The organism is Hydrogenophaga sp. GW823-FHT04C09 (assembly GCF_058796355.1).
The window spans coordinates 491392-510586 of record NZ_JBXAIO010000003.1 but is presented as its reverse complement, the minus strand read 5'-3'; the positions used below and the strand labels follow the sequence as shown (position 1 = coordinate 510586).

Genomic DNA, 19195 nt, shown 5'->3' with positions numbered 1-19195 from the left:
GTATCATAGCCGTCGACATGAAAAACCCCTCCCAAGCCCCTGCGGCAGCCCCCCGTTCCCCCCTTTCCGGTTTCCAGTACGCCCGCAGCCAGTTCGAGGAACTGGTCGATCTGGCCCTGGGCCACGCGAAACAGCTCGGTGCTGTGGACGCGGCGGCCGAGGTGTCCGAGGGCGCCGGCCTGAGCGTTTCGGTGCGCAAGGGCGAGCTGGAGAACGTGGAGCGCAACCGCGACAAGTCGCTGGGTGTCACGGTCTACCTGGGACAGAAGCGCGGCAATGCCTCCACCTCCGATTTCTCCGCCGCCGCCGTGCGCCAGACGGTGCAGGCCGCCTACGACATCGCCCGCTTCACCGCCGAAGACCCGGTGGCCGGCCTGCCCGACGCCCAGGACGTGGCCGACAGCTACCCCGACCTGGACCTGTTCCACCCCTGGTCGCTCGATTCGGAAGAGGCCGCGCGCATCGCCCTGGCCTGTGAGGCGGCCGCTTTCGCCACCAGCAGGAAGATCAACAACAGCGAAGGGGCCGGCGTGTCGGCCCAGCAGTCGCACTTCTTCACCGCGCACCTGCGCGGCGGCGAGCGTGGCAAGCCCGGCATCTTCAGCGGGGGCTACGCCAGTTCGCGCCACAGCCTGTCGGTGGCGCCGATCGCGGGCAAGGGCGCGAACATGCAGCGCGACTACTGGTACAGCTCCATGCGCTCGCCCGGCGAGCTGGCCACGCCCGAGGCGGTGGGCCGCTACGCCGCCGAGCGCACGCTGGCGCGCCTCAACGGCCGCAAGATCGCCACCACCGAATGCCCGGTGCTGTTCGAGTCGCCCCTGGCGGCCGGTCTGCTGGGCAGCTACGTGCAGGCCACCAGCGGCGGCGCGCTGTACCGCAACACCACCTTCCTGCACGACAGCCTGGGCAAGCGCGTGACGGCCAAGCACCTGGACATCCAGGAAGACCCGCACGTGCGCAATGGCAAGGGCAGCGCGCCGTTCGACGACGAAGGCGTTCGCACGGCCAAGCGCAAGGTGCTCTCGGGCGGGCGGGTGCAGGGCTATTTCCTCTCCACCTACTCGGCGCGCAAGCTGGGCATGCGCACCACCGGCAACGCCGGCGGCTCGCACAACCTCACGCTCACCAGCCGGCTCACGCAGCCGGGCGACGACCTGCGCGCCATGCTGAAGAAACTCGGGCGCGGCCTGTTCGTCACCGAGCTCATGGGCCAGGGCGTGAACTACGTGACCGGCGACTACTCGCGCGGCGCCTCGGGCTACTGGGTGGAAAACGGCGAGATCGCCTACCCGGTGCACGAGATCACCATCGCCGGCAACCTCAAGGACATGCTGCTGGGCATCGAGGCCATCGGGGCCGATGCCTACAACTACGGTGCGAAAACGACGGGTTCGATCCTGATCAACCGGATGAAGGTGGCCGGGAGCTGACCCACCCCCGCGCCGCGCCTGCGGCGCGTCACCCCCTCAAGGGGGCAATGCCTGTGGCCTGGCAAAGCCAGTTCCACGGCATTCTGGATGGGCTGCTCAGTTGGACAGCGCGGCCTTCACGGCGGCCGACACCTGGCCCATGTCGGCCTTGCCGGCCAGGCGCGATTTCACTGCGCCCATGACCTTGCCCATATCGCCCGGGCCCTTGGCGCCGAGTTCGGCCACGATGGCCTTGACTTCGGCGGCCACTTCATCGGCCGACAGGCGCGCGGGCAGGTAGCCCTGCAGCACGGCCATTTCGGCGGCTTCCTTGTCCACCAGGTCCTGGCGCGCGGCCTTGGAGAAGGCCTCGATGCTGTCCTTGCGCTGCTTGACCAGCTTGTCCACGATGGCGATGACCATGGCGTCGTCCAGCTCCACGCGCTCGTCCACTTCCTTCTGCTTCATCGCGGCGGTGAGCAGGCGGATGGTGCCCAGGCGCTCGCTGTCCTTGGCGCGCATGGCGGCTTTCATGTCTTCGGTGATCTGGTCTTTCAGGCTCATGGAGGCTCCTGGGGTGGTCGAGAGAGGAATCGGAAACAAAAAAGCCCGCCTGAGCGTCCTCCAGCGGGCTTGTTCGCGACCGGGCGGCAGGGCCCGGTGGCTCGTGCTCAGTACAGCTTCTTGGGCAGCTGCATCGAGCGCACACGCTTGTAGTGGCGCTTGACGGCGGCGGCCTTCTTGCGCTTGCGCTCGGCGGTCGGCTTTTCGTAGAACTCGCGGGCGCGCAGATCGGTCAGCAGGCCGAGCTTTTCGATGGTGCGCTTGAAACGGCGCAGGGCGACGTCAAAGGGCTCGTTGTCTTTTACACGGATGGTCGTCATTGGCGAAGGATGTCCAGAATGCGCGGAAAGAGGATGAACGGGAAGATCGGGCCCGGGCGTCGTTTCCGCAAAATGTCCCGTCATTAACTAGTATTGGCCGACGGGGATTTGCCAGCAAAGCCCTGGATTATAGCCATTTTCATGGGGTTGGCTACCGCAGTGGCGCAGCGTGGGGGTCACAGCGCCTGTGCACAGGCGTGGGCGCTGGCCCAGGCCCACTGGAAGTTGTAGCCGCCCAGCCAGCCGGTCACGTCCACCACCTCCCCGATGAAATACAGGCCCGGCTGCTTCGATTCCAGGGTCTGGGACGAGAGATCGCGGGTGTCCACGCCGCCCAGCGTGACCTCGGCCTTGCGGTAGCCCTCGGTGCCGGTGGGCGTGAGTTCCCAGCGCGAGAGGCGCTCGGCCAGCCGGGCCAGGGCCTTGTCCGAGGCTTCGGCCACCGGGCGCTGCCAGTCGGCGTCCTGCTGCACCCAGGCCTCGGCCAGGCGGCTGGGCACCAGGCTGGCGAGTTCGTTGCCCAGCAGCTTGCGCGAGCTGGCCTTGGCGCGCGCCAGGGCGGCGGGCAGTTCGGTCTCGGGGGCCAGGTTCAGGCGGATCGGCGTGCCTTCCTGCCAGTAGCTGGAAATCTGCAGCACGGCCGGGCCGGACAGGCCACGGTGGGTGAACAGCAGGTCTTCCAGGAAAGCCATGCGGCCCTTTTTCTCGCCGGTCTCGATGCGCACCGGCAACGCGAGCCCGGCCAGGCCAGCGTAGGGCGCCCAGCCATCGCCGTCGAAGGTGAGCGGCACCAGGCCCGGGCGCTGCGCCACCAGGCGCAGGCCGAACTGGCTGGCGATGCGGTAGCCGAAGTCGCTCGCACCGATCTTGGGGATGGACAGGCCACCGGTGGCGATCACCACCGCGCGGCCGCGCACCGGGCCCCGGTCGGTGTCGAGCTCGTACACGCCGTCACCGCCCTGGCGCACGGCCTTCACGCCGCAGGGCTGCCAGCGCTGCACGCCGCCCGCGTCGCATTCGCGCAGCAGCATCTGGATCAGGTCGTCGGCCGAGTGGTCGCAGAACAGCTGGCCCTTGTGCTTTTCGTGGAAGGCGATGCCGTGGCGCTGCACCAGGCCGATGAAGTCGGTCGGCGTGTAGCGCGAGAGCGCCGAGCGGCAGAAATGCGGGTTGGCGCTCAGGAAGTGCTTGTGCGGCGCCTGCGGGTCGAGTTCGCGGTTGGTGAAGTTGGCGCGCCCGCCGCCGGAGATGCGGATCTTCTCCGCGACCTTGTCGCTGTGGTCGAGCACCAGCACGCGCTGGCCCCGCTGGCCGGCGATGCCGGCGCAAAAAAGACCGGCCGCGCCCGCGCCGATGACGATGGCGTCGAAATCTTGCATGGCGGGCAGTGTAGGCGCAGCGCGCCTTCAGCCTGCGTGCTGACTTCTTTCGGCGAGGATCGCGGCCTTGCGCGTGAGACCGTCGATCTCGCCCGTGATGTCCGAGAGCACGTTGGCGACCACGGCGAACTCGCGGCCGTGTTGCCCGGCCCGCGCGGCCACCACCTGCGCGTTGAAGCTCACCACCTTGGCCTCCTTGGCCACGCTTTGGATGTCGCCGACGATGCCCGTGAGCTCCTTCATCATCGCGTCGGCGCGCGCCTTGGCGACCTCGTCGAAGGCGGTGGTCGCGGTGTTGAGGGCGTCGAGGATGCGGTCGGTGTGGTCCACCAGCTCGGCCAGGGTGGTGGGCACGCGCGGGCTGTAGGCCTCGATCTGTTCGAGCGCGCTGTGCATGAGCTGCATGAAGGCCTGCACCACCGGCCCGACCCCGCGCGTGCCGTGGTAGGTCTCCTGGATCTGGCGGGCGCCCTGTGCCTCGAGCTGGTCCACCGTGCCCAGCAGGTGTTGCTGGCTTTCGCTGAACATCTGCAGGCTGCGCTGCGCGGCCTGCAGTCGCCCGGCCTCGCCGTTGGCGGCGAGCACGGTCTGCAGGATCATGCGTTGCGAGAGCATGCGCTGGCGCGCGGCGAGGTTGACCAGCGAGAGGCCCGCGATGTGGGCGGGCGTGTCGCGGCGAACGGGGCGGGTGGGGGCGAGGGATGTCATGGGGCTGACATCAAGCAATCGCCGGGCCATGGTGGCCCGGGCGGCGTTCAGGCGGCGCGCGCGACCGCCTCGGGCGCCTGCACGGCCGCGATGCCGCGGACCACGTCACCGACCACGATCACGGCCGGGCTGCCCAGGCCTTCGCGCTCGATGGTGGCGCTCAATTGCCCCAGTGTGGTGAGCGCGTGCCGTTGTTGGGGCAGCGTGGCGTGCTGGATCACGGCCAGGGGCGTGTCGGCCGGCAGGCTGGTGAGCAAGTCCTGCTCGATCTGCGCGGCGCTGGACACGCCCATGTAGATCACGAGCGTGAGCTTGGCGTCGCGCGCGGTGGCGGCCAGGGCCTGCCAGTCGGTGCCGGCATCGCCCGGCTTGGCGTGGCCGGTGACGAAGACCACGCCGTGCGCGTGTTCGCGGTGGGTGAGCGGCACGCCCAGCGAGGTGAGGCCGGCCAGTCCGGCCGTGATGCCATTGACCACCTGCACCTCGATGCCGGCGGCGCGCAGGTGCTCCACCTCTTCGCCGCCCCGGCCGAAGATGAAGGGGTCGCCGCCCTTGAGCCGCACCACCATTTCGCCTTCCTGGGCCGCCATCACCATGAGCTTCTCGATGAAGGCCTGCGGCGTGCTCTTGCAGCCGCCGCGTTTGCCCACGTGCACGATGCGCGCGCGCGGCGACGCGTGGGCGAGCACGCCGTCGCTCACGAGGTCGTCGACCAGCAGCACGGTGGCCGCGCTGATGGCCTTGACGGCCTTGAGCGTGAGCAGTTCGGGGTCGCCGGGGCCGGCGCCCACCAGGGCCACGGTACCGGGCAGGAACTCAGACGGCGAGGGCATGGGTTGCGGTTTCATGTTGCACGACCTCTCGCAAGATGTGTTCCACCTGCAGGGCAATCGGTGTGGGGATGGGCTCCGTGCCATCGAGCACGGCGCGGATGTAAGCGGCGGTGTGCGAGGCGTCCACCGCGGGCAGCGACGGCAGCCTGGCCAGCGGCCCGTCCTGCTGGGCCTGCACCTCGGTGCGCTCGCCGTCGCGGAACACTTCCATGCGCGGTGTGCGGCGTGCGTCGGCCACGGGTTCGCCTTCGGTGCCGCGCAGCAGCAGCGCATGAGCGCCGGTGAGCGCCCAGGTGGCGGCCATGGAGGTCGCGTATTCGGGGTGGGTGTAGCTGCCGACGATGAAGGCCTTGCCTTCGCACGGGTTCATGAGTTTCACCAGGCTGTGCGCGGGGTTGCGCAGGCCCACCGCGCGGCGCACGTCCAGCAGGCGCTTGAGGCCGGGGCTGAGCACCTCGGTGGGCACGAAGGCGACCTCGCCCGCGCCGAGCGTGGGCACCGCGCTGGCCGAAGGCACGCCGAGTGTTTCGAACACCTGGGAGGCGAACACGCGCTGGTTCTCGGTGGCGGTGCCATGCACCAGCACCGCCGCGCCCCGGCGCGCCAGCAGCAGGGCCAGCAGCGGGGTGAGCACCGGCAGCTTGCGCGCGCCGTTGTAGCTGGGCAGCACGACGGTGGCCAGGCCGTTGTCGGGCAGGCGGCGCAGGCGCGCGTGGGTGGCATCGAGGAAGCCGGCCATCTCGTCGGGCGTTTCGCCCTTGATGCGCATGGCCAGGCAGAAGCCGCCAACCTCCAGGTCGGTCACGGTGCCGTCCAGCACCTGGCCGAGCAGGTCGGTGGCCTGCTCGCGCGTGAGCGAGCGGGCGCCGTCCTTGCCCCGACCGATTTCCTTGATGTATTGACTGATGGCCATGACTTGCAAATTTCGGCGAATTGTCAGGCAAGTTTGATGACTTATCGTTATATGGGCGTTCTGGCCGCTCAGGCGGGCTGGGCCAGGGGCGCGCTGGCGCGCACCAGCCGCCTGAGTTCGGGTACGCAGGAGCCGCAGTGGGTGCCGCATTGCAGGCTGGCCTGCAGGGCGGCCAGGCGCTGGTCGTCGCTGCCTTCACAGCTGGCCAGCCGGGCCTGGATGGCGTCTTCACCCACGTTGAAGCACGTGCACACCTGCCGGCCCTTGGCCACCACGGCCACGGGGGCCTTGGCGCCCGGCATCAGCAGCAGGCGGCCGTACGCGGCGGCGGGCAGCCCGTCCTGCAGCAGGGGCTTGATCCAGACCTCAGCGCGCGTGTCGCCGGCCAGCACGAAGGCCTCGAGCCGGGTGGTGTCGCCCTCGCGCACCAGGCGCGCGGTGCGGCGCTGGCCCAGGCGCTTGTCCACGTAGCGCAGCGCATCGGCCGTCTGCAGGCCCAGCAGGGCTTCGATGCGTTCGATCAGTCCGGGCTCGGGTGCATCGTGCGCGGCGGCGCGGAACAGGACGCCGGTGCGTTCGCGGCCGAAGGGCACGCACGAGGCGAACGGAAACTCCGCCATCAGCGCGCGCAGGCCTTCCCGCGCTTCCAGTGCCTGGGTGTCGGGCAGCCAGCCCAAGGCCAGCAGCGTCCAGGGCAGTTCGGCCTTGAGCACCTTCACCGCCGCGTGCTTGAGCTCGGGCTGTTTGGAGGTGGGGCAGTAGGCCGAGGTGGTCAGCGCGTTGACGCCGGCCAGCGGCTCGCCGGTGCTGCTCAGGCCGCTGAGGTATTCCGCGCCCCAGTGCATGGCGATGAAGGCCTGCGACAGGCCGATCTCGTCGGACGCCATGGCGGGCACCAGGATGGAGCCGCGCTTGCTGGTCACGTGCACCAGGTCGCCGTCCTTCAGGCCGCGGCGTTCCATGTCTTGCGGGTGCAGTTGCACCGAGGGTTCGGCGACGTGGCCGAACAGGCGGCCCAACGTGCCGGTGCGGGTCATGCCGTGCCACTGGTCGCGCAGGCGGCCGGTGGTGAGCGAGAACGGGTAACGCGACTCGCGCGGCTCGGCCAGCGGCACGAAGGGCAGGGCGGCGAAGCGGGCCTTGCCGTCGGGCGTGGCGAACACACCGTCTTCGTAAAGGCGCTGGCGGCCCTGCGATTCGCCGGCCTTGAGGGGCCATTGCTGCGGCCCCTGCTGCTGCAGCATGGCGTAGCTCAGGCCGGTGATGTCGAGGTCGCGCCCGCGCGTGGATTCGCGGTGCTCCAGCCACAGGCTTTCGGCATCGGGGTAGGGGAACAGCGTGGGCTGGCCGGGGCGCCAGCGGGCTTCGAGGCGCTGCGCGACGTCGACCACGATGCGCCAGTCGTGCCGCGCCTGGCCGTGCGCGGGCACGGCGGCGCGCACGCGGCTGATGCGGCGCTCGCTGTTGGTGACGGTGCCGTCCTTCTCGCCCCAGGTGGTGGCGGGCAGCAGCAGGTCGGCGTATTCGCAGGTGGCGGCGGTGGCGTAGGCCTCCTGCACCACGACGAATTCGGCGCGCGCCAGCGCGCGGCGCACGGTGGCCTGGTCGGGCATGGACTGGGCCGGGTTGGTGCAGGCGATCCAGAGCGCCTTCACCTGGCCGTCGGCGGCCGCCTCGAACAGCTCGACCGCGCTCAGGCCGGGCTTCTCGGGCACCGAAGGCAGGCCCCAGAGCGCGGCCACTTCGGCGCGGTGCGCGGGGTTGGCCAGGTCGCGGTGCGCGCTCAGCAGGTTGGCCAGGCCGCCGACCTCGCGCCCGCCCATGGCGTTGGGCTGGCCGGTGAGCGAGAACGGGCCGGCGCCGGGTTGGCCGATCTGGCCCGTGGCCAGGTGCAGGTTGATCAGGGTGGCGTTCTTGGCCGTGCCGCTGCTGCTCTGGTTCAGGCCCTGGCAGTAGAGGCTGAGCGTGGCGGGCGAGGTCGCGAACCACTTGGCGGCGGTGAACAGGTCTTCGCGCCGCAGGCCGCAGACCTGGGCCACGCGCTCGGGCGTGTGTTCGCGCACCAGGGCCTTGAGTGCGTCGAAGCCGGTGGTGTGCGCGGCGATGTAGCCGCTGTCGATCCAGCCTTCCCACAGCATGATGTGCAGCAGGCCGTGGAACAGCATCACGTCGCTGCCCGGCTGCAGAGGGAGGTAGAGGTCGGCGAAACCGGCGGTGTCGGTGCGGCGCGGGTCGGCCACGATCACCTTCATGGCCGGGTTGTTCTTGCGCGCTTCCTCGATGCGGCGGAACAGCACCGGGTGCGCGAAGGCCGCGTTGCTGCCGACGATGAAAAGGCATTGCGCGTGGTTCACGTCGTCGTAGCAGGTGGGCGGCGCGTCGGCGCCCAGCGTGAGCTTGTAGCCGGCCACCGCGCTGCTCATGCACAGGCGCGAGTTGGTGTCGACGTTGTTGGTGCCGATCAGGCCTTTGGCGAGCTTGTTGAAGGCGTAGTAGTCCTCGGTGAGCAGTTGTCCGCTGATGTAGAAGCCGACCGCGTCCGGGCCGTGCCGCTCGACCACCGAGGCGAAGCGCTCGGCGGCGAGGTCGAGCGCCGCGTCCCAGGCCAGGGGCGACGCGGGCGCGCCGCGTTGCGCGCGCTGCATGGGGTGCAGCAGGCGTGTCTGCTGGGCGATCGCGGGCGACGCGGTGAGGTGCAGGGTCTGGCCCTTGGTGCAGAGGCGGCCGAAGTTCGCCGGGTGCTGCGGGTCGCCGCGCACGCCGGTGATCTGGCTGCCCACGCTTTCGATCAACACCCCGCAGCCCACGCCGCAGTAGGGGCAGGTGGAGCGGGTGGTGATCGGGCTCATGCGGGGACGGTGGCCGCCGCGCCGGGCCGCCCCAAGCCAGGCCGCTCCCCCTCGGGGGGCAGCGACCCGCGCAGCGGCGGAGCGTGGGGGTCGGTTGCCCTGCGCTGAGGGCCGGCCACGGGCCGCGTGAGATCGGTCGCCTGGGTCGCGAGTTCGTGCGCGTCCAGGTGCACCACGCCGTCCTGCACCTTCACCGCGAAGCGCGGCGTGCAGCCTTCGTCCGGCTCCTTGGCGCAGCCGCTGTCCAGGCCGATGGTCCAGTTGTGCATCGGGCAGGCCACGTGGGTGCCGAAGACGATGCCCTGGCTCAGCGGGCCGCCCTTGTGCGGGCAGCGGTCGAGCAGGGCGAAGACCTCGTCGCGGTCATTGCGGAACACGGCCACGTCCAGGCCCTTGTCGCGTTGCACGCAGCGCGAGCCGAGTACGGGGATGTCGTCCAGGCGGGCGATCGGAATCCAGCTGCTCATGCCGCGCTCCCTTCCAGTGCCACCGCTTGGATGGGAATGAACTGGCGCGTGTCCACCGCCGCCTTCTGGTGCTCGAACCACGGATCGGGCTCGCCGTCGAGCGCGAACTGCAGCTGTTCCCACAGCGCCTTGCGGCCTTCGGCGTCGTCGAGGATCTTCTTCTTCACGTGATCCAGGCCCACGCGGTTCACGTAGTGCACCGTGCGCTCCAGGTACCAGCCTTCGAGGCGGTAGAGCTGCATGAAGGCGCCGGTGTACTCCAGCACTTCCTCGGCGGTCTTGAGCTTGGTGAAGAACTCGGCCACCTCGGTCTTGATGCCGCCGTTGCCGGCGATGTACATCTCCCAGCCCGAGTCCACGCCGATGATGCCCACGTCCTTGATGCCGGCCTCGGCGCAGTTGCGCGGGCAGCCGCTGACCGCGAACTTCACCTTGTGCGGCGCGTACATGCGCCACATCGCGCGCTCCAGGTCCTTGCCCATCTGCGTGCTGTCCTGCGTGCCCATGCGGCACCACTCGCTGCCCACGCAGGTCTTCACCGTGCGCAGGGCCTTGGCATAGGCGTGGCCGCTGGGCATGCCGATGTCCTTCCAGACGTTGACCAGGTCTTCCTTCTTCACGCCCAGCAGGTCGATGCGCTGGCCGCCGGTGACCTTCACGGTGGGGATCTTGTATTTGTCCACCGCGTCGGCGATGCGGCGCAGCTCGTCGGCCGTGGTCTCGCCGCCCCACATGCGCGGGATCACGCTGTAGGTGCCGTCCTTCTGGATGTTGGCGTGCGCGCGCTCGTTGATGAAGCGGCTCTGCGGGTCGTCCCTGGCCTCCTTGGGCCAGGTGCTGATGAGGTAGTAGTTGACGGCCGGGCGGCAGGTGGCGCAGCCGTTGGGCGTGCGCCAGCCCAGGCCTTCGAACACGGCGCCGATGCTCAGCAGCCGGCTGTCGCGGATGGCGTCGCGCACGGCCTGGTGGCCGTGGTCGGTGCAGGCGCACATGGCTTTCAGCTTGGGCGTGGCGGAGTAGTCGCCGCCGGCGGTGAACATCAGGATCTGTTCCACCAGGCCGGTGCACGAGCCGCAGGAGGCGCTGGCCTTGGTGAGCTTGCGCACCTCCTCCAGCGTGAACAGGCCCTTGTCCTTGATGGCCTTGCAGATGCTGCCCTTGGTCACGCCGTTGCAGCCGCAGACCTCGTCGCTGTCGGCCATGGCGGCGGCCTTGCTGTGGCCCTGGTGGCCCACGTCGCCGATGTTGGATTCGCCGAACATCAGGCGGTCGCGGATGTCGGCCACGCTGCGGCCATCGCGCAGCAGCTTGAAGTACCAGCTGCCGTCCACCGTGTCGCCGTACAGGCAGGCGCCCACCAGCTTGTCGCCCTGGATCACCAGCTTCTTGTAGACACCGCCCGAGGGGTCGCTCATCACGATCTCTTCGGTGTGCTCGCCGCCCATGAAGTTGCCGGCGGAGAAGAGGTCGATGCCGGTGACCTTGAGCTTGGTGGAGGTGAGCGAGCCAATGTAGCGGCCGATGCCGAATTCGGCCAGGTGCGTGGCCAGCACCTTGCCCTGTTCGAACAGCGGCGCCACCAGGCCGTAGGCGATGCCGCGGTGCGCCGCGCACTCGCCCACCGCGTAGATGCGCGGGTCGGTCACGGTCTGCAGCGTGTCGCTGACCACGATGCCCTTGTTCACGTGCAGGTTCATGGACTCCGCCAGCGCGGTGTTGGGGCGGATGCCCACCGCCATCACCACCAGGTCGGCCGGCAGCTCGGTGCCGTCCTTGAAGCGGATCGCCTTCACGCGGCCAGCCTCGTTGCCCACCAGTTCCTGCGTCTGCGCGCCGATCAGGAAGCGCATGCCGCGCTGCTCCAGCGACTGCTGCAGCAGCTTGCCGGCCACGTCGTCGAGCTGGCGTTCCATGAGCCAGGGCGCGACGTGCACCACGCTCACCGCCATGCCGCGCTTCATCAGGCCATTGGCCGCTTCCAGGCCGAGCAGGCCGCCGCCGATGACGATCGCATGCTGGTACTGCGTGGCCGCGTCGATCATGGCCTGGGTGTCGGCGATGTCGCGGTAGGCCAGCACGCCCTGCAGGTCCTTGCCCGGGATGGGCAGCATGAAGGGGTTGGAGCCGGTGGCCATGATGAGGCGGTCGTAGGGCGCCTCGATCACGCCGCCCTGGCCGTCGCTGGCGCGCACGACGCGCCTGACGCGATCCACCTCGGTCACGGTCTTGCCCGCGTGCAGGGTGATGCCGTGCTCCTGGTACCAGGCCCAGTCGTTGAGCACGATCTCGTCCAGCGTCTGCTCGCCCGCCAGCACCGGCGAGAGCAGGATGCGGTTGTAGTTGGGGTGGGGCTCCGAGCCGAACACCGTGATGTCGTAGAGCTCGGGCGCGATCTTGAGCAGCTCTTCGAGCGTGCGCACGCCGGCCATGCCGTTGCCGACCATGACCAGTTTCAGGCGTTGCGAGGGGGGCAGGCGCATGTCCATGGGGTTCTCCTGGGCGGCCGGTCAGGCCAGCTTCTCCACGTGGGTCTGGCGGGTGTAGAGGAAGTCGATCACTTCCTTGCGGCATTGCTGGTAGGTCGGGTTGTCGGCCAGCGCCACGCGCTGGCGCGGGCGCGGCAGGTCCACGCGCAGCACCTCGCCGATGGTGGCGGCCGGGCCGTTGGTGAGCATCACGATGCGGTCGCTCAGCAGCACGGCCTCGTCCACGTCGTGCGTGACCATCACCACGGTGCTGTGCGTGCGCGCCACGATCTCCAGCAGCTCGTCCTGCAGCTTGGCGCGGGTGAGCGCGTCGAGCGCGCCGAAGGGTTCGTCCATGAGCAGCACCTTGGGTTCCATCGACAGGGCGCGCGCGATGCCCACGCGCTGCTTCATGCCGCCGGAGATTTCGCCGGGGCGCTTCTGCGCGGCGGCGGTGAGGCCCACCAGGGCCAGCGCGGCTTCGGTGCGCGCCTTGAGCTGCGCTTTGTTTTCGTTGGCGCCGAAGACGCGTTCGACCGCGAGATGCGCGTTCTCGAAGCAGGTCAGCCAGGGCAGCAGCGAGTGGTTCTGGAACACCACCGCGCGCTCGGGGCCGGGGCCGGCGATCTCCTTGTCGGCGCACAGCAGCACGCCGCTGGTGGGCGTGGTCAGGCCGGCGATGAGGTTGAGCAGCGTGGACTTGCCGCAGCCCGAGTGGCCGATCAGCGTGACGAACTCGCCCTTGGCGACGGTGAGGTCGATCTGGCGCAGCGCGGGGAAGAGGCCCTTGCGGGTCTTGAAGGTCTGCTCGACGCCCTGGATCTCGATGTACTTGGCGGCGCTCATGACTTCACCTCTTCGAACGTGAACAGGGTGGCCAGCTTGATGAGGCCGAACTCGAGCACCAGGCCGACGATGCCGATCACGAAGATGGCGATGATGATGCTGGCGACGTTGAGGTTGTTCCACTCGTCCCAGATCCAGAAGCCGATGCCCACGCCGCCGGTCAGCATCTCGGCGGCCACGATCACCAGCCAGGCCGTGCCCACCGCCAGCCGCACGCCGGTCAGCAGGTAGGGCAGCACGGCGGGGAACAGGATCTTGGTGAAGATCTTCCACTCGCTCAGGTTGAGCACGCGCGCCACGTTCATGTAGTCCTGCGGCACGCGCTGCACGCCCACGGCGGTGTTGATGATCATGGGCCAGATCGAGCAGATGAAGATGGTCCAGATCGCGGCCGGGTTGGCGCCCTTGAACACCAGCAGGCCGATCGGCAGCCAGGCCAGCGGCGAGACCGGGCGCAGCAGGCTGATGAGCGGGTTGAACATGCGGCTGAGGAAATCGAAACGGCCGATGGCGAAGCCGGCCGGAATGCCCACCAGCGCGGCCAGGCCGAAGCCCACGGCCACGCGCTGCAGCGACATGAGCACGTTCCAGCCCACGCCCTGGTCGTTCGGGCCGGCCTGGTAGAACGGGTCGGAGAACACGCCCACGGCCTGCGCCCAGGTGGCCAGCGGCGTGGGGATGCCGCTGTCGCTGCCGCCGGCCACCAGCGACCAGACCAGCACGAGGAAGCCCAGGCCGAGCAGCGGCGGCAGCACGCCGCGGAAGAAGCCCGCGGCGCGCTCGCGCCAGGGCGAAGGCGAGGCCGGCCGGGCGGGCTCGACGGCGGCCGGCGCGAGCGGCGCGGCCACCGAAGGCTTGGGGTGGGGCACGGCGGCCACCGCGGGGGCGGCGGGCGCCACGGCCTCCAGGGGGGTGTGAAAAACGGCACTGACCATGGTGGTGTTCCTCGGGTGCGGCGGGCCGGGTCAGGCCGCCTTCATCTTGAAGCTGTCGGCGTACTTGGCCGGGTCCTTGCCGTCCCACACCACGCCGTCGATGAACCTGGCGCTGCGCAGGTCGGACTTGGGCAGCGGCGTCCTGGTGGCGGACGCGGCTTCCTTGTAGATGTCGATGCGGTTGACCTGCCTGGCCACGGCCAGGTAGTCGGGGTGCGACTTGAGCAGGCCCCAGCGCTTGTGCTGGGTGAGGAACCACATGCCGTCGCTCAGGTAGGGGTAGTTGGCCGCCCCGTCGTTGTAGAACTTCATGTGGTTGGGGTCGTCCCAGGTCTTGCCCAGGCCGTTCTGGTAGCGGCCCAGGATGCGCTGGTTGATCGCGTCCACGCCGGTGTTCACGTAGGAGCGCTGGGCGATGGTCTCGGCCATCTTGTTCTTGTTCTGCAGGCCGGCGTCGATCCACTTGCCGGCTTCCAGGATGGCCGCCGTCACGGCGCGCGCGGTGTTGGGGTTCTTCTGCACGAACTCGGCCGTGGTGCCCAGCACCTTCTCGGGGTGGTCCTTCCAGATGTCCTGCGTGGTGTTGGCCGTGATGCCGATGCCGTCCATGATGGCGCGGTGGTTCCAGGGCTCGCCGACGCAGAAGCCGTCCATGTTGCCTACGCGCATGTTGGCCACCATCTGCGGCGGCGGCACCACGATGGCGCGCGCGTCCTTGAAAGGGTCGATGCCGGCCGCCGCCAGCCAGTAGTAGAGCCACATGGCGTGGGTGCCGGTGGGGAAGGTCTGGGCGAAGGTGTATTCGCGCTTTTCGGTGGCCATCAGCTTGGCCAGCGTTGGGCCGTCCACCGCGCCTTTTTCGGCCAGCTTCTTCGACAGCGTGATGGCCTGGCCGTTCTGCTGCAGGTTCATCAGGATGGCCATGTCCTTCTTCGGCCCGGCGGTGCCCAGTTGCAGGCCATAGATCAGGCCGTAGAGCACATGGGCGAAATCCAGTTCGCCGTTGACCAGCTTGTCGCGCACGCCGGCCCAGCTGGCTTCCTTGGTCGGGACGATCTTGACGCCGTGCTTCTTGTCCAGGCCGAGTTCGGCGGCCATGACCACGCTGGCGCAGTCGGTCAGGGGAATGAAGCCGATCTTGACTTCGGTTTTTTCAGGTGCGTCGGAGCCGGCGGCCCAGACCCCGTGGTGGCCCAGCGTGGAGAAGAGGGCGGCCGTGCCGACGGCGCTGCCCTTCTTGATGAACTCGCGGCGCGAGGCGGTGGGGCCGTCGGCTGGGGTGGGGATGTCTGCGTTCATGTCCAACTCCTTGCTGATGAAAAAAAGCGGTGCCCCAAAGCACAACGGCGCCCATTTCCGTGCCTGCGCTGAGCGGGCGGGAAATGGACGCCGTTGTCCGTGTCTGGGAAGACTGTCTGGAACTCAGGCCGCCATTGGCCCGGTTTCCTTTGCCTGGATCAAAGCAGTTAGCGTGCCAGCCTCAGGGTTGTCCCGGGGTCGCGTGGGAAGCGCTTGATTTCCAAGGAAAAAACCCGACGGCCGGTGGGGCGGCATCCGGGTGGTGGGCTTCAAACTGGTGCGAGCCGATCCGGCGGGCACGCTATTTGTGCACCGCAGCACCGGGCCGCGTGTCAGTGGGGCCGGGCGGGCAGCACGTCGGCCATGGCCAGCACGGCCTCGGCCACCTCGATCAGCCGGCGGTTCTGGTTCATGGCCATCTGGCGCATGGTCTTGTGCGCTTCTTCCTCGCTGAGCTGGCGGTGCGCCATCAGCAGGCCCTTGGCGCGCTCGATCAGCTTGCGCTCGTTCAGGCTGGCGCGCACCGTGTCCAGCTCCTCGCCCATGGTCTGCAGGCGGCGCGCCTGGTCCTGCACCAGCTCGAGGATGGAGCGATCCAGCTGCAGGCCATAGCCCTGGGCGGCGGCGCCGAAGCCGGCGGGCACGGCCGCGGAAGGTGCGTCCTGGAAGAAGGAGAGGGCGTTGGCCTCGCGCGGGGCGGTGGTGCTGAGGGCCTGGTAGGCCTCCAGCTCGGTCCGGGCGGCGCCGATCTTGTCCTCGCAGGCGCGCAGCAGGTCGAGCGCGAGCCGGTCCTCGACCGCCTTCATGCGGTCCATGCGCTGGCTGCAGCAGTCGAACCAGACCTGGCTGAGCTGCACGTTGAGCGGCGCGCCCTGCGCGGCGGTGCAGAGCACGCGGCGCAGGCGCTCCAGTTCGGCCAGCGTGGCGCTGGCCTGGCTGGCCGCCCACAGGTCCACCGCTTTCGGGTTGGCGAACTCGGCGAACACCTGCAGGCAGCGCTCCTGCGACTCGATCAGGTGCAGCAGGCGCTGCTGCTCGATCGCCTCGGCGCGGCCGCTGACGAACAGGGCCGAGCCGGCGGCGCGTTCCTGGCCCGCGAACTCCTTGCCCTGCATGAAGTTGAACAGCGCCACCAGCAGGCGCGAGACCTCGGGGTCGCTCGCGCTGTCGGCGGCCTCGAACACCACCGCCAGCAGGCCCGCGATCAGGCGCACGTAGGCGTCGGTGGCCTGGCGGGTGGTCCAGGCCAGCGAGGCCACGCGCTCGCGCAGGTCTTCGAGCGCGTTCAGGCCGTGCAGCACGTAGGCGATGCGGCTGAACAGGCGCGCGCCATGGCCGACGCGGGCGGACTCGGTGTCCAGGCTGTCGAAACAGGCGCGCAGCTCGGCCTCGGTCTGGCGGCATTCCTCGATCTGGCGGGCGCGCATGTCGGTGAAACGCGCGCCCTGGGAGCCGATGTGCAGGTTGGACAGGCCGCGCTCGCGTTGAAGACCGTGCACGAGCCGGCCGGTGACATTCACCAGTGCGCTGGTCAGCGCGAGCTCCTGCAGCTCGGCGATTTCGCAGCGCTTGGCAGCGACAAGGAAACTCAGGCCCGATTTCATGGGGGATGTTCGTGGGGTAGGGGGCATGCCCCTGCCACGGAGCAACAACCATGCCGCCCCGTACACTTCCCGCATGCGGATTTTGGGAATCGAGTCGTCCTGCGACGAAACCGGCGTGGCCCTGGTCGATGCCAGCGGCAGCGCCACCCCCCGGCTGCTGGGGCATGCCCTGCACAGCCAGATTGAAATGCACCAGGCCTATGGCGGCGTGGTGCCCGAGCTCGCCAGCCGCGACCACATCCGCCGCGTCCTGCCGCTGACCGACGCCGTGCTGGCCCAGGCCGGCCTGCCGCTCTCGGCCGTGGACGCCATCGCCTACACCCGGGGGCCGGGGCTGGCCGGCGCCTTGCTGGTCGGCTCGGGCGTGGCCTGCGCCCTCGGGTTTGCCTTGGGCAAGCCGGTGATCGGCGTGCACCACCTCGAAGGCCACCTGCTCTCGCCCTTCCTGAGCGCCGACCCGCCCGAATTCCCCTTCGTGGCGCTGCTGGTCTCGGGCGGCCACAGCCAGCTGATGCGGGTGGACGGCGTGGGCCGCTACGAACTGCTGGGCGAGACCATCGACGACGCGGCCGGCGAGGCCTTCGACAAATCGGCCAAGCTGCTGGGCCTGCCGTACCCGGGCGGCCCGGCGCTCTCGCGCCTGGCCCAGCAGGGCGACGCCCAGGCCTACAAATTCCCGCGCCCGCTGCTGCACAGCGGCGATCTCGACTTTTCGTTCGCCGGCCTCAAGACGGCGGTGCTCACGCAGGTGAAGAAGCTGGCCCATGCCCACCCGGACGGCCCGGCCACGCTGCACCTGGCCGACCCGCTGAGCGCGCAGCAGAAGGCCGACGTGGCCGCCAGCGTGCAGGCCGCCATCGTCGAGGTGCTGGTGAAAAAATCCTTCATGGCGATCCGCCAGACCGGTCTGCGCCGCCTGGTGGTGGCTGGTGGGGTGGGGGCCAATGCGCTGCTGCGCGAGCAGTTGGGCGCCGCCTGCGCCCAGGCCGGCGTGCGTGTGCACTACCCCGAGTTGCACCTGTGCACCGACAACGGCGCCATGATCGCGCTGGCCGGCGGCATGCGGGCCCAGGCCGGGCTGGCCGGCACCGACGCAGCGGGCGCCGGCGGTTACCCCTTCGACGTGAAACCGCGCTGGCCGCTTTCCGACCTGGGCCTTCCTGCCACCGCTGGATGAGCGGGCGGGTGATTCCTGTAATTATGAATTAAACTCCCGGCGCTGTCGCCTTGGCGACTCTGCTGCGTGGGCCAGTCCCGGTCCCCGGCCTTTGCACCCGGAGCCCCTCCCTGATGAAACACCTGTTCGATTCCCTGTTTTCGCCGCGCCGCCGCGCGTTCGTCGCGGCCCTCGTGGGCGGCCTGACCACCACCCTGGCCGTGGCGCAGGCGCCCGCCACCGGCGCCCCGATCCGCATCGGCATGATCGAAGGCCTCTCCGGCCCGATCGCCAACACCGGCGATGCGGTGTTCCGCAACCTGGTCTGGGCCACCGAGCGGGTCAATGCCCGTGGCGGCGTGAAGCTGCCCGGCGGCAACCGCCCGCTGGTGATCGAGCGTTTCGACAGCAAGGGCCAGACCGACGAGGCCCTCTCGGCGCTGCGCTCGGCGATCGACAAGGGCGTCACCATCGTCGCCCAGGGCAACTCCTCGGCGGCGGCGAGCGCGCTGATCGACGCCATCAACAAGCACAACGAGCGCGACACGGCGCGCCAGGTGCTGTTCCTCAACTACTCGGCGGTGGACCCGGTGCTGACCAACGAGAAATGCAGCTTCTGGCATTTCCGTTTCGACGCCCACGCCGACATGCGCATGAAGGCTCTCATGAGCGTGCTGCGCGAGGACAAGCAGCTCAAGAACATCTACCTGATCGGGCAGGACTACAGCTTCGGCCAGGCCGTGCTGCGCGAGGCGCGCAGCCAGCTCGCGGCCCAGCGGCCCGATGTGACCATCGTCGGCGACGAGCTGCACCCCATGGCGCGCGTGAAGGACTTCCTGCCCTACGCCGCCAAGATCAAGGCCAGCGGCGCGCAGGCCGTGCTCACCGGCAACTGGGGCAACGACCTCACGCTGCTGGTGAAGGCCGCGCGCGAAAGCGGCTTCGAGGGCAGCTTCTACACCTTCTACGGCAACGCGCTGGGCGCGCCCGCCGCCATGGGCGACGCCGGCATCGGCAAGGTGATCGCCGTGGCCGACTGGTTCCCCAACGTGCCCACGCCCGAGTCCGAGGCCTTCTACAAATCGTTCCGCGAGCGCTTCCCCAGCCCGGCCGACGACTACGTGCACATGCGCATGCAGCTGCTGGTCGAGGCACTGGCGCAGGCCATCGAGCGCGCGGGCGCGGCCGGCCCGGTCAACGCCGCCACCATCGCCGCCCAGCTGGAAAAGGCCGACGTCACCCTCGCTGGCCAGCGCGCCCGCATGCGCGGCGCCGACCACCAGTTCCAGCAATCGCTGGCCGTGGCCGTGATGGACCGGCAGGGCGCGCCCGGCGTCAAGTTCGACGTCGAAGGCTCGGGCTACGGCTTTCGCGTGATCCGCAACCTCAGCCCGCAGCAGGCCGAGCTGCCGCACACCTGTACCATGCAGCGACCTTGATATAGC

Annotated in this window: 15 protein-coding genes and 1 pseudogene; 3 read left to right on the top strand and 13 right to left on the bottom strand. The window is 69.4% G+C overall.

Going from position 1 to position 19195, the window contains the following annotated elements; genetic code table 11:
• Window positions 1–17: 17 nt before the first annotated feature.
• A complete protein-coding gene (gene pmbA, locus AC1Q9M_RS11495; protein WP_492433839.1) occupies window positions 18–1433 on the top strand; it encodes a metalloprotease PmbA in 1416 nt (471 codons plus the stop codon).
• 96 nt (window positions 1434–1529) lie between these two features.
• Here the strand turns inward: pmbA and AC1Q9M_RS11490 are convergent, their stop codons facing one another.
• The 13 genes and pseudogenes from AC1Q9M_RS11490 to AC1Q9M_RS11430 form a co-directional block, all read right to left on the bottom strand.
• Window positions 1530–1976 (bottom strand): GatB/YqeY domain-containing protein, encoded by a 447-nt coding sequence (locus AC1Q9M_RS11490; protein ID WP_492433837.1) that lies wholly within the window; start codon window positions 1974–1976, stop codon window positions 1530–1532.
• 107 nt (window positions 1977–2083) lie between these two features.
• Complete coding sequence (rpsU, locus tag AC1Q9M_RS11485) at window positions 2084–2296, bottom strand: 30S ribosomal protein S21 (protein ID WP_056273869.1); 213 nt, start codon at window positions 2294–2296, stop codon at window positions 2084–2086.
• A 176-nt stretch (window positions 2297–2472) separates the two neighbouring features.
• Window positions 2473–3675 (bottom strand): BaiN/RdsA family NAD(P)/FAD-dependent oxidoreductase, encoded by a 1203-nt coding sequence (locus AC1Q9M_RS11480; protein WP_492433834.1) that lies wholly within the window; start codon window positions 3673–3675, stop codon window positions 2473–2475.
• Between the two features lie 27 nt (window positions 3676–3702).
• Window positions 3703–4383: a methyl-accepting chemotaxis protein gene (locus tag AC1Q9M_RS11475; RefSeq protein WP_444686975.1), complete on the bottom strand. Its 681-nt coding sequence runs from the start codon at window positions 4381–4383 to the stop codon at window positions 3703–3705.
• A gap of 47 nt (window positions 4384–4430) precedes the next feature.
• Window positions 4431–5216, bottom strand: a complete 786-nt coding sequence (gene cobA, locus AC1Q9M_RS11470; protein ID WP_492433831.1) for a uroporphyrinogen-III C-methyltransferase — start codon at window positions 5214–5216, stop codon at window positions 4431–4433.
• Window positions 5200–6129, bottom strand: coding sequence for a DNA-binding protein YbiB (ybiB, locus tag AC1Q9M_RS11465; RefSeq protein WP_492433829.1), 930 nt, complete (start codon window positions 6127–6129; stop codon window positions 5200–5202). The genes cobA and ybiB overlap by 17 nt, the downstream gene beginning before the upstream one ends.
• A gap of 68 nt (window positions 6130–6197) precedes the next feature.
• Window positions 6198–8978 carry a nitrate reductase gene (locus tag AC1Q9M_RS11460; protein WP_492433827.1) on the bottom strand — a complete coding sequence of 927 codons (2781 nt, stop codon included), beginning with the start codon at window positions 8976–8978 and terminating at the stop codon, window positions 6198–6200.
• 95 nt (window positions 8979–9073) lie between these two features.
• Window positions 9074–9445: pseudogene (gene nirD / locus AC1Q9M_RS11455) on the bottom strand (nitrite reductase small subunit NirD); the annotation flags it as partial.
• Window positions 9442–11931 carry a nitrite reductase large subunit NirB gene (gene nirB, locus AC1Q9M_RS11450; protein ID WP_492433825.1) on the bottom strand — a complete coding sequence of 830 codons (2490 nt, stop codon included), beginning with the start codon at window positions 11929–11931 and terminating at the stop codon, window positions 9442–9444. The gene nirB and the pseudogene nirD, both read right to left, overlap by 4 nt.
• 21 nt (window positions 11932–11952) lie before the next feature.
• Window positions 11953–12756: an ABC transporter ATP-binding protein gene (locus tag AC1Q9M_RS11445; RefSeq protein WP_492433823.1), complete on the bottom strand. Its 804-nt coding sequence runs from the start codon at window positions 12754–12756 to the stop codon at window positions 11953–11955.
• The gene (gene ntrB, locus AC1Q9M_RS11440) at window positions 12753–13691 is read right to left on the bottom strand and encodes a nitrate ABC transporter permease (RefSeq protein WP_492433821.1); all 939 of its coding nucleotides are present in this window, start codon (window positions 13689–13691) and stop codon (window positions 12753–12755) included. The genes AC1Q9M_RS11445 and ntrB overlap by 4 nt, the downstream gene beginning before the upstream one ends.
• Before the next feature lie 30 nt (window positions 13692–13721).
• Window positions 13722–14990: a CmpA/NrtA family ABC transporter substrate-binding protein gene (locus AC1Q9M_RS11435; RefSeq protein ID WP_492433819.1), complete on the bottom strand. Its 1269-nt coding sequence runs from the start codon at window positions 14988–14990 to the stop codon at window positions 13722–13724.
• Window positions 14991–15322: 332 nt separating this feature from the next.
• Complete coding sequence (locus AC1Q9M_RS11430; protein ID WP_492433817.1) at window positions 15323–16594, bottom strand: nitrate- and nitrite sensing domain-containing protein; 1272 nt, start codon at window positions 16592–16594, stop codon at window positions 15323–15325.
• Between the two features lie 73 nt (window positions 16595–16667).
• Here AC1Q9M_RS11430 and tsaD point away from each other — a divergent pair, with 73 nt between their 5' ends.
• Both tsaD and AC1Q9M_RS11420 read left to right on the top strand, forming a co-directional pair.
• On the top strand, window positions 16668–17771 hold the full coding sequence (gene tsaD / locus AC1Q9M_RS11425; protein ID WP_444686966.1) for a tRNA (adenosine(37)-N6)-threonylcarbamoyltransferase complex transferase subunit TsaD: 1104 nt from the start codon (window positions 16668–16670) through the stop codon (window positions 17769–17771).
• A 113-nt stretch (window positions 17772–17884) separates the two neighbouring features.
• The gene (locus AC1Q9M_RS11420; RefSeq protein ID WP_492433814.1) at window positions 17885–19189 is read left to right on the top strand and encodes a branched-chain amino acid ABC transporter substrate-binding protein; all 1305 of its coding nucleotides are present in this window, start codon (window positions 17885–17887) and stop codon (window positions 19187–19189) included.
• Window positions 19190–19195: the final 6 nt, after the last annotated feature.